The following is a 13,358-nucleotide window of genomic DNA, read 5'->3' on the forward strand; positions in this document are numbered from 1 at the left end:
AGGGGTAAGGAGTTTTCAGATTTTTAAGAGTATAAAAAATATTATTCTGTAAAATTAATTTTCTATGGTAAAATATCCTATATAAATATTTAAAAGGGGAATGGCTATGGGGGATATAAAAGTTACTCCTGAACAGTTGCGAAAAGTGGCAGGGACTATTAGATCAACTATCACGAATGCAACTGCAACACAGGAGCGACTAAAACGAGATATTGATATGATTTCTAGTAATTGGTTGGGCTCAACCTATATGAAATTTAATACGGATTTCCGTGATTCATCATTTAAAATGGCACAATTTATAACTATATTAGAGCCACTTGAGAAGTTTCTTCTTGATTCTGCTAATAAATTTGAACAGGTAGATAATATGGATGTTGCTATTGCGATGGCTTCTGGCATTCTTAATAAAAAGCCAAATAATGATAAATATGAATTTCTTACAGGTAATGCAGAACGTGCTAAAGAGGGACGAGTTGGTGGGAAGTTAGAAGGTACGATATTAAATTCAACAACTGAAATTGGAAAAGGAACAACAGTAAATAATAAACTGGGAACGGGGACTTTAGAAGCTAATTTTGGAAAAAACAAAGAGGCTATAACTGAGGATATTAAAACAGGTGGTCTGTTTGGTTTTAAAGCGGAAGCCTCATTTATGGAAAATTCTATTGAAAAAGAAAGGTTATTGGGGGAAAAAGCGTCATTGACACAAAAGTATCAAAATATAAGTAGTGCATTTGGTGTTGATGAATATACATTTAAAGCGGATGCTGCTTATACTGCGCATAAGTATGAAGTGTTATTTGAAAAAATTGATATACCGGATATTATTCCGTATTTCCGTGATCACGACATTACCCTGCGTTTTGAGATGGGGGTTGGGAATTTAGGTTTTAAAGTGCATGCTGGAGCCGAGAATGGGTTGTATACTCCTTTGTATAGAGACTTTGCAGCTGGATTTTTTGTAAAACCAGAGAAAAAGGAGTAAATATATGAGACCTTTTAAACATATGAGAACTATATATCTAATAACAGTACCTATTATTGCATTACTTTCATTATTTTTTCCGCAGTCATTAGGAGATCGTATTCTTACTTTCTTTTTTGTACTTGTTTTTGGCGGATTAGCGATTGGGTTTACATATTTAATGGACTTTATTGGAAGAAAAGTGAAAAAATAAAGGGGATATATAACTATGAAGCTTTTGTCAATTGGAACAGTAGTTAAACTAGAAAATTTAGAACAAATTGTTATGATTATTGGAAGAATGGTTGTATCAGCAGATAAACGTGATTTTGATTACGTAGGAGTTCCATATCCAGTGGGTTATTTAGGAGAGGAACAAGTATTATGTTTTAATCACGATAAGATTGTCGAGGAAATACATAGAGGATATATGACGGAGAGTGAATTAGTCCTACGTGAAAAATTATTAGAATTGTAAAAGAAGAGAGTAGAATACAAGACTAAAAAAAGCAAGGGAGAGCTCCTTGCTTTTTTGTTCTGGATAAAGGTAGGGGCTACTAGGTTTGGTAATCTCGGAGTTCAAATTGAATCCAAGGAGGTGTTTAGGGGGGAAATAATAGGTTAATGAATTATTTGATTGGTTTCAACAGGTGCATAAAATATAATTTCAATTACCGCAATGATTAATCCTGAGGAGGAAAGTAAAAGAGCTGACTTATTAGAGCCAGCTCGCTAGTTATTACTTGTTATCATTCTAAATGTTAACCTGTATAGCTTGAACCTGTGAAGTTAACAATCTTCCTCAGTTAATTCATCTAGATTAAAACTAAGAGTTTTAGAGATTTTTCCAGCTCGTAAGATAACTACATACGTAACGCCTAGTTGGAATGTATCTACTTCGCACACTTTATTAGTAATACGAGTTAGTGAGTCTTGGAAGTTAGATACTAGAGTATCGATCTCCTCCATAACCATATCGAATTTAGTTGGTTGAATAGTGTTTGTTGTCATAATAATTTCTCCCTTTAGTTTTTGTTTATTTACACGAGATAGGTAATACTTACAGGTGTACAATCATGAGTGAAACGATGTAACCGGCTGCGTAAAGAAAGGTAATGCTGCCGCCAGCTACCAAGGTTGATTTAACCCAATCTTTAAGTTTCAACTTATTCGCCTCCTGTGGAGTCGAACCTTTACAGCTATTCCTGCTTCGTGATACCATAGGGAGGAAAGAGCCTTATAGGTTCGACTGAATTGCGTAGCCTTGTTCGGTATACTCGCCAAAGTATAATTACCGAGTAGGGCTATTTTGTTTTGTGTAGTTTTAGATTAGTCAGTTAGCTTCTTACCAGCATACATACGAGTTAGCATTTTATCGATCTTATTAGCTTTATCTACAGTGTTAATCTTGTTGAGTTGATTAAAAGCCGTATAAAACCTTTTAGCAAGTTGTTTTGTTTTTTTGTAAAAAGGCAATAAAGTGATTACATTTCAACACGTAAGACAAGCCTAACCTCGTTCTACATTTAGGAAGGGGCTAGGCTTGTTTTAATTCCGATCAAAGTCTCTTTGTATCAGGCTGTTTACACATTGCCTAGATAGCTTCGCGTTAAATTTGGGAGAACAATTTTTCCGTTCTTACTGTATTTTTCGAATAACTCTGATAGGAGAAAAACAAAGTTTTTATACTCTTTGTCATTTTCTTTCGGAGCATAGGAACCTGATAAATTTCTTCCCAAGAAACCTTCATAATCAAAAAGTAAATCATTTTGATATTCTTTAAACTCATACTTTCCATCTTTAAAAAAGCTTTTAAAAACTTCTGGAGTTTCCTCTATGCCACCGCTAAATCCTTTGAAATTCGGGCAGGTCTTCTGGCAAATTTCTGCATTCTCTTTAATAATTGGGCTAGTTACATCTCTACTATTCCAAACAAGAGCAACATGTGCTTTTTGTTTCAAAATCCGTTGGCATTCGATTTTGAAAGCTTCTTTATCAAACCAATGAAATGCTTGAGCAACAGTTACTAAATCTACACTATTTTCTTTTAAAGTGGTATGTTCGGCAGTTGCTTTTATTGATTGAAAACGAGAATATTGGCTTAACGATTGCTCTGCCATTTGTCTCATGTCATCATTTGGCTCAACTCCAATGACATGTAAACCACTTTCAAGCAGCTGGTGGCTAAATATCCCCGTACCTGAACCAATATCGGCGACAATCTGATTCTTATTCAGTTCGTTAGCCGAAAGCAAATAATCAATATATTCTTTAGGATAACTAGGGCGATATTTCGCATATATATCTGCCTTGTCAGTAAAATTTTCTGTTGTTTTCACAGTACTACCTTCTTTCCAGCAATATTATGTACAGAAATAGGAACCAAATAGTAATTTCCGCATCAGTCTCTAAGTCTACAACGTAAAAGTTCATCTAAATGGAGCTGCCTTAGTGCTCTTATTCAAATTATACTATTTTGCGTGATATCTTCCAAAAGACCATAATTTTTATTCATCTAAAGGGTCTAATTGTTGAATACTATGACCATTTGTATATCGTACGAGGTTTATGTAGGATAAGAGATTTCTATGTTTAATATCCAAATTGGCCAATATATCCTTTTTACAATTTACTTAAAATCATGTATAACAGAGATACAAGATTATTTCATAAATATTCAGAAGTAGAGGGAGAATTATTGTAATGGTAAGGAAAACGTTCAAGATGCGCGTATCTAGAAATAGAACGATTTCAATTAATGGCTCGATTCTTGATGTGGATGTTACACATGATGAGTTTTTACAAGAGTTTGTTGAGTGGGTCGATTCTAAAGGTTGGTCGTTTATGGGGATGACAGATGAGATTACACCTGAGGAAGCTAGTCAAAATTTAATAGATTCATTGATTGATGAGAAGGATAAGAAAGAATAATTCTTTCTTATTTTTTATTGTATATTTATGTTCTTCATCGTAAAAGTATGATATAGTAAAAAACAGTGAATGTTCTTCCAATTTAATACAAATTACATATAGATTGGTAGATTCAATTTTTAAACTGTGAGAGTATAGTGAAAAGGGAGAGTCATATGGTTAATTTTAAGAAAATTTTGGTTTTTATTACCGTTATTTGTTTGTTTTTTTTGACACCTATGACGTTACATGCTGAGACGAATGTTGGAGTGAATCCAGAACAAGTGGCACCACCACCTAAGGAAGGGCCAAATGTTTTTAGTCAGTTTGCAACTACGATTGATGCGAAAACCGGAGATGTTTTGTATGACAAAAACGCACATCATCGTGCATTTCCCGCTAGCATGACGAAAGTGTTAACGGCGATTTTACTTATGGAGCATACGAATCCAGAAGATCAGTTTACATTTTCACAATTAGCATTAGATCAGGAGAAGAGTAATTATCAAATTGAGTTTCAACCTGGTGAGACAATAAATAGAAATACTGCGCTTATGATTTTAATGGTGTTAAGTGCAAATGATGTGTCGTATGCGATTGCGGAGCGGATTGGTGGAAGTGTGGAGAATTTCGCTAATATGATGAATGAAAAAGCGAAACAACTAGGGGCGACAGATAGTCATTTTGTAACACCAAATGGATTACATGATCCGAATCATTATACAACTCCATTTGATATGGCTATGATTACGAGAGGTGTGCAAAAGTATCCTGAAATTTTACAAGCGATGAATACGAAAAGAACGACAGTTACGACATCTAGACAGACGGTGTCTATTTTTAATAAATCTACTTATTTTGAAAATCCATATAGTATTGGCGGTAAGACGGGTTTTACAAATGAAGCGCGCAATACGCTCGTTCTATTAAATGAGAAGGATGGAAATCGTATTATAAATGTAGTAATGGCTTCTCAAAGACCTGAAATTTATGAAGACTTGAAGCAGATGGCGGAATATTCTTTTGGTCAATTTGTGAAGCAAACTGTACTAGATAAACATAGTTGGCACCAAAAGACAACGTATTTAAATAAAGATATTGATAGCGAGCTTGAACAAAGTGCAGAACTGATGCTTAAGAAAGATGAAGGGAAAAATGTGAGAACGACCTTCCGTGCGGCTTCATTAGATAAAGATTCTTTGTATCATAAAGGAATTCATCGTGGTGAGGTAGTTGGGGCAGTTGATATTACGAAGAATAATCAAACAATTGCGACGGTAAATGTTCTTTCTAAAGAAGATGTTACTTTTGCGCTGCCTAAAAAAGATACGGTCGAGCCTGAAGTAAACGAATTAAACGTGAAAATAATAAGCATTGGGATAGGTGCTGCCATATTATTTGGAGCTATTTTATTTGTAGTGCTACGCCGAAATACAAAAGGAATAAAATCAGAAGAAAAATAAATTACTAGTTTAAAGGGCTGTGAAGAGATTTTGTCACAGTCTTTTTTTATATTTAAAATAACTAATAATTGTAAATTTTCTTATTGCATTTCAGTTTTGTTCGTTATATTATTTACTTGTGTTCTTGTTAAAGAACTTAAATGAATATTGCATACTTCAAATAATATAAAACAACGGAGAGGGAGAGAAACGATGAAATTAATTTGGAAGGTGATTAGCAACGTAATCTCATTTGTTTTATTTACGTTAATGGTTTGCTTAGCTTTTGTAGTTATTTCTTCAAAAGCGAGCGGTGGTGATCCAACGGTGATGGGATATCAATTTAAGAGCGTTCTTTCAGGATCGATGGAACCAACATTTTTAACAGGATCAATCATTGCGATAGAGCCGACGAAAGATGGTTCTAAATATCAAAAAGGTGATGTTATTACCTTTAAAGAGAAAGATGAAAAAATTATCACTCACCGTATTATCGGTGTGAAAGATACAAATGGAAAAGTAATGTATGAAACAAAAGGGGATAACAACAATGGCCCTGATTTACAACCAGTACTTGCTGAGAATGTCATTGGGAAATATGCAGATATTACAGTTCCTTATGCAGGGTATGCATTAAATTATGCGAATTCAAAAGCAGGAGCTGCTTTGCTTCTGATTATTCCAGGAGTCTTTTTACTAGGCTATTCCGCGATTTCTATTTTTAGTGCTATTCGTAGCATTGACGGAGAAAAGAAAGAGAAAAAAGTAGAACAATCCGTCTAGTTCGTTTGGTTATACTTTCCGGTTAGGAAGTTGACAAATATATAGATTAAGGGGATATGGACATGACTTTAAAGAAAAAATTAGGAATGGGTATCGCATCAGCAGTATTAGGGGCTGCATTAGTTGGCGGAGGAACATTTGCATTTTTCAGCGATAAAGAAGTGTCAAATAATACATTTGCGACTGGTACGCTTGATTTAGCGTTAAATCCATCAACAGTTGTTAATGTATCGAATTTAAAGCCTGGTGATACAGTTGAAAAAGAATTTAAATTAGAAAATAAAGGGACATTAGATATTAAAAAAGTACTACTAAAAACAGATTACAATGTAGAAGATGTGAAGAAAGATAATAAAGATGATTTTGGTAAACATATTAAAGTAACCTTCTTAAAAAATGTAGACAAGCATGAAACAATCGTAAAAGAAACAACGCTAGATAAATTGAAGGGTGACACACTTACTGCGGTAAATAACGATTTAGCTGCTTGGTTCTGGGATGAAAAAGGTATTTCAGCAGGTAAATCTGATAAATTCAAAGTGAAATTTGAATTCGTTGATAATAAAAAAGATCAAAATGAATTCCAAGGCGATAAGTTACAATTAACTTGGACGTTTGATGCACAGCAAGGCGATGCTGAAACAAAATAATAAGGACAACAAAAAGAGACTATCAAAAGTGATATGATCCCCTTATAGTAGACAGAAAAAAGAAAGCACATTAACCTGTTTACTATGGAGGGGATTTTTCTATGGGAAAAATTAGAGTTACTTACGATGTAGAATTTAAGAAAAAAGCTATAGATTTATATTTAAAAGAAGGCATGAGCTATAAAACTGTTGCGAAAGAATTAGGTATTCATCACTCGGTTGTAAGTCGTTGGGTGAAACACTTTGAAGCCGAAGGTATTAAAGGGCTAGAAGAAAAGCGTGGGAAAGCAAAAGGTCCAGGTCTAGGTAGACCAAGAACAAAACCAGAAGATCCGGAAGCCAAGATGAGACGATTAGAAGCCGAGAATGAAATGTTAAAAAAGCTCTTAGGGATGTAAAGGGAGGTATGCAGGCTATATCCACAACGAGAAAGTTTGAAGTTATACTTGAGATGTTAGAAAAAGGATATACAGTTACCCTATTATGTGCCATTGCTGGTGTAACTCGCAGTGGATATTATAAATGGATAAAGCGGCACTTAGTGCCTTCTGAAAAACTACTAAAAGATACTAAAATCAAGAAAAAGATATTGGAGTGTCATAAAAAATTAAGAGGAATTTATGGGTATAGAAGAGTGCAAGTGTGGCTGAAAGTCACATATAACCTTCATTTGAATCATAAGCGCATACAAAGATTGATGAATGAGTTAGGCATCAAAGCCGTAATTAGGAGAAAAAGACCTTATTACGGAAAAAAAGAGGCCTATTTGATTTCAGATAACCATCTAAATAGAGACTTTCAAGCTTCAAGACCAAATGAGAAATGGGTAACAGATATAACCTACTTGATTTTCAATGGACAACGCTTGTACTTATCAGCTATTAAGGATTTGTACAATAATGAAATTGTTGCCTATGAAACCAGTCGTAGAAACGACTTAAAGCTTGTGTTAGATACACTTAAAAAGGCAAAGAAAAAACGAAATGTAAAGGGAATCCTCTTACATAGTGATCAAGGTTCTCAGTATACATCTCGTCAATATAATCAATTACTTACAAAATATCAGATGAAGGCAAGTATGTCTCGAAGAGGCAACTGTTGGGATAATGCTTGTATGGAAAACTTCTTCAGTCACTTTAAAGCAGAATGCTTTCATTTATATTCCTTCCGCAAAGCGGGTGAGGTTAAATTTGCCGTGCGCAAATACATACATTTTTATAATCATCAAAGATTTCAAAAGAAATTAAATAACCTGAGTCCATATAAATATAGAACTCAGGTTGCTTAGTTGCGCTTTTTTAAATACTGTCTACTTGACAGGGGTCACTGCAAAAGTGATAGTCTCTTTTTCTGCTAAAAATGAAATGTAAAAAGAAACATAATTTTTATATCATTTTGTAATTCACTTTATTATAATAAAGATATAGTTCTTGATAAAGAACGAGTTGTTCGATAGGAGAGATTAAAATGCTGAAGCAACCTCGTAAATTCAAAAAGATGCTTATATTGCCATGTTTGTGTTCTATTACTTTTTATTTAGGCTCTCAAATGATGACTTATACAGAAGCAGCTTTCATTCATGAAACGAAAGTAGAGGGCACTATTTCTACAGCAAGTATTTTTCCGAAAACAGTTGATCAATTAATAGAACAAGCTAAGCAGCATAAGGAAGTTATTTTGCATGAGTATGAAGGGATGAAATCAAAATTAAATGTTAGATCCACTCAGGAAATAGAACAGGCGCTTGTTACGTGGAAGCAAGGGCGTGAAAAAATAGTTGCTGAGAGAGAAGCGTTACAAAAAGTATATAAATCAATAGAAGAACCTTATAATCAAGTGCAAGAAGAGTTAAAAGGAAATGCAACTGAATCGAATAAGCAAGTATTCTCGTATGTGAATGCTGGTTTTCATATAGTGAAAGAAAACTGTGAGTATGTTGATAAAGAAGTTAATTTACAGGTGATTGATAAACAAATTCAAGATTTTGAGAAGTTACTAGTAGATGAAACAGCGAAACAAGTAAGTGAGGCTGAGAAACAAAAGGAATTAGAAGAGAAGAAGAAACAAGAGGAAGCGAAAAAACTAGAAGAGAGTAAGAAACAAGAGGAAGCGAAAAAACTAGAAGAGAGTAAGAAACAAGAGGAAGCGAAAAAACTAGAAGAGAGTAAGAAACAAGAGGAAGCGAAAAAACTAGAAGAAAGTAAAAAATAAGAAGAACAGAAAAATAAAGATAGCAAGTAAATTATAGTAATATTCCAAAGTAGATAGGGATTATAAAACAAATAGGTGAGAGAGCACTATCACTCGCCTATTTTTCGTGTCCTTCTTAGTTTATTTAGCCACTTAGAGGTAGTTAGATGGATGAAGGTTACTAATTAGTGGGGATAGGTCAAAAAACAACAAATTTTTTCTTTATTTCTCAACATTTTACTGAAATTTCAAAATAATATTGAGAAATAAAAATAACTGAAAATATTAATAAATATGTGTTGTATTTATATAGTTATGTTCGTTATAATGAACATAAGGTTTTTAAAAAAGAACAAATAGTAGCTAATCTAATATAGTTTTAGCTACATCTCTTATTTTAAATAAGAGATGGCAATAAAAATATAAAAAACAGCTAGGGGGAATTGATTGTGAGTCTGAAAAAGAAATTAGGTATGGGAGTTGCATCAGCAGCATTGGGGTTATCTTTAATTGGTGGAGGAACATTCGCTTACTTTAGCGATAAAGAAGTATCGAACAATACATTTGCAGCTGGGACGTTAGATCTTACATTAGACCCTAAAACGCTTGTAGATATTAAAGATTTAAAACCAGGGGATTCTGTTAAGAAAGAATTCTTATTAAAGAACAGTGGTACGATAGCAATTAAAGATGTTCAATTAGCAACAAAGTATACTGTGAAAGATGCAAAAGGTGATAATGCTGGTGCAGACTTTGGTGAGCATATTAAGGTGAAATTCATTTGGAATTGGGATAAACAAAGTGAGCCTGTATATGAAACAACATTAGCTAAGTTACAAAATGAAAAGCCAGATGTTTTAGCTAAAGCAATCTTTGCTCCTGAGTGGGGAGAAAACGGTGGCTTAGATGCTGGTACAGAGGACTATTTATGGGTACAATTTGAATTCACAGATAATCAAGAAGATCAAAATAAATTCCAAGGTGATTCATTAAACTTAGAATGGACATTCAACGCTCATCAAGCAGATGGCGAAGAAAGATAATAAATAAAAAAAGCGGGTATCCCCCGCTTTTTTTTATAAAGAAAAAAGAAGTGCCGATTGTAAGCACTTCTTTCTATTTATTATTTTTGATCTTGCTTCCATTTTGTAAATTCAAGAAATTCACGAAATTGTTCTTTGGAGACACCTGAGCTCATCGCATCTTTAACGAGTTGTGTCCATTCGGAGTCTAAGTGATTTTCCTTTGCTGTTTCATCGTGAAGTAAAGTATCAACTGGAATTTGTAGAACTGCTGCGATTTTTTCAAGAAACTGAATGGAAGGGTTTTTTTGTAAATTTCGTTCTATAGAACTAATGTAAGATTTAGCAACACCGGCTTTTTCGGCAAGTTCAGTTAATGAAATACCTTTTTGTAAACGCAGGCGTTTTATACGTTCTCCAATCATATTTGCGCACCTTTCTATCAATATGTCGTCTTCTTATGATGTCATTATTATAACATAAACTTCGCTAAAAAGAACAAACCTATTGAGCCTGGCTTGATGGTTTCGTACGTTGGAAAAAATGTTCGATATCTTGCAGAGCGATACCAGCATCTAGAGCTTCAAGTATTAAATCAATCCATTCTTGATCCAATGCGTCAGTCTTATCTTTGTACAAATGTAATTCCTCCCTAATTATCGGTCATAACTGCTGCTACAGAATACGTGATAATGCAATCAAATTTTGTGTTTTTATGTAGTGAATTATCAAATATTTTGTAGATAAAACAAAGATAAAATCCCCATTAAATTCCCTCTATGGAAATTATAAAGTTTCTGACAAATATTTTCAATATTTTCAGAAAACATTGTTGAATTGTGATATATTCGTATGCTAACTATGGAATTTTTACAAATATATTAAAAACATTACATAATATGACTAAATATTGAAAAAATATTGAATTTTTAATAAAATTCAATTTGTAATACATATTATTTATTAGGGGAGGAAATAAGGGATGAACAAGAAACCGTTCAAAGTTTTGTCATCAATCGCTTTGACAGCTGTGTTAGGTCTTTCATTCGGAGCGGGTGGCCAGTCTGCATATGCTGAAACACCTGTGAATAAGACAGCTACGAGCCCAGTCGATGATCATTTAATTCCAGAAGAACGTTTAGCAAATGCGCTAAAAAACCGTGGGGTAATTGATTCGAAGGCTTCAGAGACAGAAACAAAGAAAGCCGTCGAAAAATACGTAGAGAACAAAAAGGGTGAAAATCCTGGGAAAGAAGTATCAAATGGGGACCCACTTACGAAAGAAGCATCTGACTTTTTAAAGAAAGTGAAAGATGCGAAAGCTGATACGAAAGAAAAGTTAGACAAACCAGCAACAGGAACACCTGCAGCGACAGGCCCAGTTAAGGGTGGTCTAAACGGTAAAGTACCAACTTCTCCAGCAAAGGGAAAAGAATATAACGGTGAAGTTCGTAAAGATAAAGTACTCGTTTTACTTGTAGAGTACGCTGACTTTAAACATAACAATATTGATAAAGAACCTGGTTATATGTATACTGACGATTTTAACAAAGAACATTATGAAAAAATGTTATTCGGTAATGAGCCATTCGCATTAGAGGATGGTAGCAAAATCGAAACGTTTAAACAATATTACGAAGAGCAATCTGGCGGTAGTTATACAGTAGACGGAACAGTTACAAAATGGTTAACAGTTCCTGGTAAAGCTGCTGATTACGGTGCAGATGCTGCTACAGGTCATGATAATAAAGGGCCAAAAGGACCACGTGATTTAGTAAAAGATGCATTAAAAGCAGCTGTAGATAGCGGTATTGATTTATCAGAGTTTGACCAATTCGATCAATACGATGTAAATGGTGATGGAAATCAAAAACAACCGGATGGTTTAATTGATCACTTAATGATTATTCATGCGGGTGTTGGACAAGAAGCAGGCGGTGGTAAATTAGGTGACGATGCAATTTGGTCACATCGCTGGACTGTTGGACCAAAACCATTCCCAATTGAAGGCACACAAGCGAAAGTTCCATATTGGGGCGGAAAGATCGCAGCATTCGACTACACAATTGAACCAGAAGATGGCGCAGTTGGTGTATTCGCACATGAATATGGTCATGATTTAGGTCTTCCAGATGAGTATGATACAGACTATACTGGTGACGGTGAACCAATTCAAGCTTGGTCTGTTATGAGTGGCGGAAGCTGGGCTGGTAACATTGCAGGAACAACGCCAACGAGTTTCTCACCACAAAATAAAGAGTTTTTCCAAAAAACGATCGGTGGTAACTGGGCAAATATCGTAGAAGTAGATTACGAGAAATTAAATAAAGGTATCGGTCTAGCAACATATTTAGACCAAAGTGTTACGAAATCTAACCGCCCAGGTATGATTCGTGTTAACTTACCAGATAAAGATGTAAAAGCAATTGATCCAGCATTTGGTAAACAGTATTACTACAGCACAAAAGGTGACAATCTTCACACGAAAATGGAAACACCACTGTTCGATTTAACAAATGCAACGAATGCGAAATTTGATTTCAAATCATTATATGAGATTGAAGCTGAGTATGATTTCCTTGAAGTACACGCTGTAACAGAAGATGGTAAACAAACGTTAATTGAAAGACTTGGCGAGAAAGCAAATAGTGGAAAGGCAGATTCGACAAATGGAAAATGGATTGACAAGTCATACGATTTAAGTCAATTTAAAGGCAAGAAAGTTAAATTAACATTTGAGTACATTACGGATGGTGGTTTAGCATTAAATGGTTTCTTACTTGATAATGCGTCATTAACAGTAGATGGTAAAGTTGCATTCTCTGATGATGCAGAAGGTACACCGCAGTTCAAATTAGATGGATTCGCTGTATCTAATGGAACAGAGAAGAAAAAACATAACTATTATGTAGAGTGGAGAAACTATGCTGGTTCGGATAACGCATTGAAATATGCTCGCGGTCCAGAATATAACTCAGGTATGGTTGTATGGTATGCAGACTCAGCTTATATAGATAACTGGGTTGGTTTACATCCAGGACATGGTTTCCTTGGCGTAGTTGATTCTCATCCAGAAGCAATTGTTGGAACTTTAAATGGTAAACCAACAGTAGCAAGTAGTACACGATTCCAAATTGCTGATGCGGCGTTCTCATTCGATAAAACGCCAGCTTGGAAAGTTGTATCTCCAACGCGTGGAACATATACGTATAACGGCTTAGCAGGCGTACCGAAGTTTGATGATTCGAAAACGTATATTAATAAACAGATTCCAGATGCAGGACGTATTTTACCGAATCTTGGCCTGAAGTTTGAAGTAGTAGGACAAGCTGATGATAATTCTGCAGGTGCTGTTCGTTTATATCGTTAATACAGTAAAACTACCGAAAAATTT

General features: G+C 34.6%; 16 protein-coding genes. 12 read left to right on the forward strand and 4 right to left on the reverse strand.

The window, feature by feature from the left end; translation table 11 throughout:
- Positions 1-106 precede the first annotated feature (106 nt).
- Genes ATN06_RS06640 through ATN06_RS06650 form a run of 3 tightly spaced genes read left to right on the forward strand, consistent with a single transcriptional unit; the run spans position 107 to position 1,445 of the window.
- Positions 107-988 carry a WXG100 family type VII secretion target gene (locus ATN06_RS06640; RefSeq protein WP_060630014.1) on the forward strand — a complete coding sequence of 294 codons (882 nt, stop codon included), beginning with the start codon at positions 107-109 and terminating at the stop codon, positions 986-988.
- 4 nt (positions 989-992) lie between these two features.
- Positions 993-1,181, forward strand: coding sequence for a hypothetical protein (locus ATN06_RS06645; protein ID WP_044792781.1), 189 nt, complete (start codon positions 993-995; stop codon positions 1,179-1,181).
- A 15-nt stretch (positions 1,182-1,196) separates the two neighbouring features.
- A complete protein-coding gene (locus tag ATN06_RS06650; RefSeq protein WP_060630015.1) occupies positions 1,197-1,445 on the forward strand; it encodes a DUF4176 domain-containing protein in 249 nt (82 codons plus the stop codon).
- A 311-nt stretch (positions 1,446-1,756) separates the two neighbouring features.
- Here ATN06_RS06650 and ATN06_RS06655 read toward each other — a convergent pair whose 3' ends face one another.
- Both ATN06_RS06655 and ATN06_RS06660 read right to left on the reverse strand, forming a co-directional pair.
- Positions 1,757-1,978 (reverse strand): hypothetical protein, encoded by a 222-nt coding sequence (locus tag ATN06_RS06655; RefSeq protein ID WP_060630016.1) that lies wholly within the window; start codon positions 1,976-1,978, stop codon positions 1,757-1,759.
- Positions 1,979-2,550: 572 nt separating this feature from the next.
- Positions 2,551-3,306 carry a class I SAM-dependent methyltransferase gene (locus ATN06_RS06660; protein ID WP_060630017.1) on the reverse strand — a complete coding sequence of 252 codons (756 nt, stop codon included), beginning with the start codon at positions 3,304-3,306 and terminating at the stop codon, positions 2,551-2,553.
- Positions 3,307-3,670: 364 nt separating this feature from the next.
- Here ATN06_RS06660 and ATN06_RS06665 point away from each other — a divergent pair, with 364 nt between their 5' ends.
- From ATN06_RS06665 to calY, 8 genes are all read left to right on the forward strand, one after another.
- Positions 3,671-3,898, forward strand: coding sequence for a hypothetical protein (locus tag ATN06_RS06665; protein ID WP_000251865.1), 228 nt, complete (start codon positions 3,671-3,673; stop codon positions 3,896-3,898).
- A 155-nt stretch (positions 3,899-4,053) separates the two neighbouring features.
- On the forward strand, positions 4,054-5,340 hold the full coding sequence (locus tag ATN06_RS06670) for a D-alanyl-D-alanine carboxypeptidase family protein (RefSeq protein WP_060630018.1): 1,287 nt from the start codon (positions 4,054-4,056) through the stop codon (positions 5,338-5,340).
- 192 nt (positions 5,341-5,532) lie between these two features.
- Positions 5,533-6,102: a signal peptidase I SipW gene (sipW, locus tag ATN06_RS06675; protein WP_000767817.1), complete on the forward strand. Its 570-nt coding sequence runs from the start codon at positions 5,533-5,535 to the stop codon at positions 6,100-6,102.
- A gap of 62 nt (positions 6,103-6,164) precedes the next feature.
- Positions 6,165-6,752, forward strand: coding sequence for a CalY family protein (locus ATN06_RS06680; RefSeq protein ID WP_060630019.1), 588 nt, complete (start codon positions 6,165-6,167; stop codon positions 6,750-6,752).
- A gap of 101 nt (positions 6,753-6,853) precedes the next feature.
- Positions 6,854-7,150 carry a transposase gene (locus ATN06_RS06685; RefSeq protein ID WP_000516531.1) on the forward strand — a complete coding sequence of 99 codons (297 nt, stop codon included), beginning with the start codon at positions 6,854-6,856 and terminating at the stop codon, positions 7,148-7,150.
- Positions 7,151-7,158: 8 nt separating this feature from the next.
- Positions 7,159-8,040: an IS3 family transposase gene (locus tag ATN06_RS06690; RefSeq protein WP_060630020.1), complete on the forward strand. Its 882-nt coding sequence runs from the start codon at positions 7,159-7,161 to the stop codon at positions 8,038-8,040.
- Positions 8,041-8,219: 179 nt separating this feature from the next.
- Positions 8,220-8,963, forward strand: a complete 744-nt coding sequence (locus ATN06_RS06695; RefSeq protein WP_060630021.1) for a DUF4047 domain-containing protein — start codon at positions 8,220-8,222, stop codon at positions 8,961-8,963.
- 428 nt (positions 8,964-9,391) lie between these two features.
- Positions 9,392-9,985 carry a biofilm matrix protein CalY gene (gene calY / locus ATN06_RS06700; protein WP_060630022.1) on the forward strand — a complete coding sequence of 198 codons (594 nt, stop codon included), beginning with the start codon at positions 9,392-9,394 and terminating at the stop codon, positions 9,983-9,985.
- An 80-nt stretch (positions 9,986-10,065) separates the two neighbouring features.
- Here calY and ATN06_RS06705 read toward each other — a convergent pair whose 3' ends face one another.
- Both ATN06_RS06705 and ATN06_RS06710 read right to left on the reverse strand, forming a co-directional pair.
- Entirely contained in the window at positions 10,066-10,389 is a 324-nt protein-coding gene (locus tag ATN06_RS06705; protein WP_060630023.1) for a helix-turn-helix domain-containing protein, read from the reverse strand.
- Between the two features lie 79 nt (positions 10,390-10,468).
- Complete coding sequence (locus tag ATN06_RS06710) at positions 10,469-10,603, reverse strand: anti-repressor SinI family protein (RefSeq protein ID WP_060630024.1); 135 nt, start codon at positions 10,601-10,603, stop codon at positions 10,469-10,471.
- Between the two features lie 343 nt (positions 10,604-10,946).
- Between ATN06_RS06710 and inhA1 the strand changes: the two genes are divergently transcribed.
- On the forward strand, positions 10,947-13,334 hold the full coding sequence (inhA1, locus tag ATN06_RS06715; protein ID WP_060630025.1) for a M6 family metalloprotease immune inhibitor InhA1: 2,388 nt from the start codon (positions 10,947-10,949) through the stop codon (positions 13,332-13,334).
- Positions 13,335-13,358: the final 24 nt, after the last annotated feature.

The sequence above is a fragment of the Bacillus thuringiensis genome (assembly GCF_001455345.1).
Taxonomy (GTDB): Bacteria; Bacillota; Bacilli; order Bacillales; family Bacillaceae_G; genus Bacillus_A; species Bacillus_A thuringiensis_N.

Excerpts from the sequence above, each read along its gene's own strand:
- ATN06_RS06640 (WP_060630014.1), top strand. The coding sequence starts at position 107 with ATGGGGGATATAAAAGTTACTCCTGAACAGTTGCGAAAAGTGGCAGGG.
- ATN06_RS06645 (WP_044792781.1), top strand. The coding sequence starts at position 993 with ATGAGACCTTTTAAACATATGAGAACTATATATCTAATAACAGTACCT.
- ATN06_RS06650 (WP_060630015.1), top strand. The coding sequence starts at position 1,197 with ATGAAGCTTTTGTCAATTGGAACAGTAGTTAAACTAGAAAATTTAGAA.
- ATN06_RS06655 (WP_060630016.1), bottom strand. The coding sequence starts at position 1,978 with ATGACAACAAACACTATTCAACCAACTAAATTCGATATGGTTATGGAG.
- ATN06_RS06665 (WP_000251865.1), top strand. The coding sequence starts at position 3,671 with ATGGTAAGGAAAACGTTCAAGATGCGCGTATCTAGAAATAGAACGATT.
- ATN06_RS06670 (WP_060630018.1), top strand. The coding sequence starts at position 4,054 with ATGGTTAATTTTAAGAAAATTTTGGTTTTTATTACCGTTATTTGTTTG.
- sipW (WP_000767817.1), top strand. The coding sequence starts at position 5,533 with ATGAAATTAATTTGGAAGGTGATTAGCAACGTAATCTCATTTGTTTTA.
- ATN06_RS06680 (WP_060630019.1), top strand. The coding sequence starts at position 6,165 with ATGACTTTAAAGAAAAAATTAGGAATGGGTATCGCATCAGCAGTATTA.
- ATN06_RS06685 (WP_000516531.1), top strand. The coding sequence starts at position 6,854 with ATGGGAAAAATTAGAGTTACTTACGATGTAGAATTTAAGAAAAAAGCT.
- ATN06_RS06690 (WP_060630020.1), top strand. The coding sequence starts at position 7,159 with ATGCAGGCTATATCCACAACGAGAAAGTTTGAAGTTATACTTGAGATG.
- ATN06_RS06695 (WP_060630021.1), top strand. The coding sequence starts at position 8,220 with ATGCTGAAGCAACCTCGTAAATTCAAAAAGATGCTTATATTGCCATGT.
- ATN06_RS06705 (WP_060630023.1), bottom strand. The coding sequence starts at position 10,389 with ATGATTGGAGAACGTATAAAACGCCTGCGTTTACAAAAAGGTATTTCA.
- inhA1 (WP_060630025.1), top strand. The coding sequence starts at position 10,947 with ATGAACAAGAAACCGTTCAAAGTTTTGTCATCAATCGCTTTGACAGCT.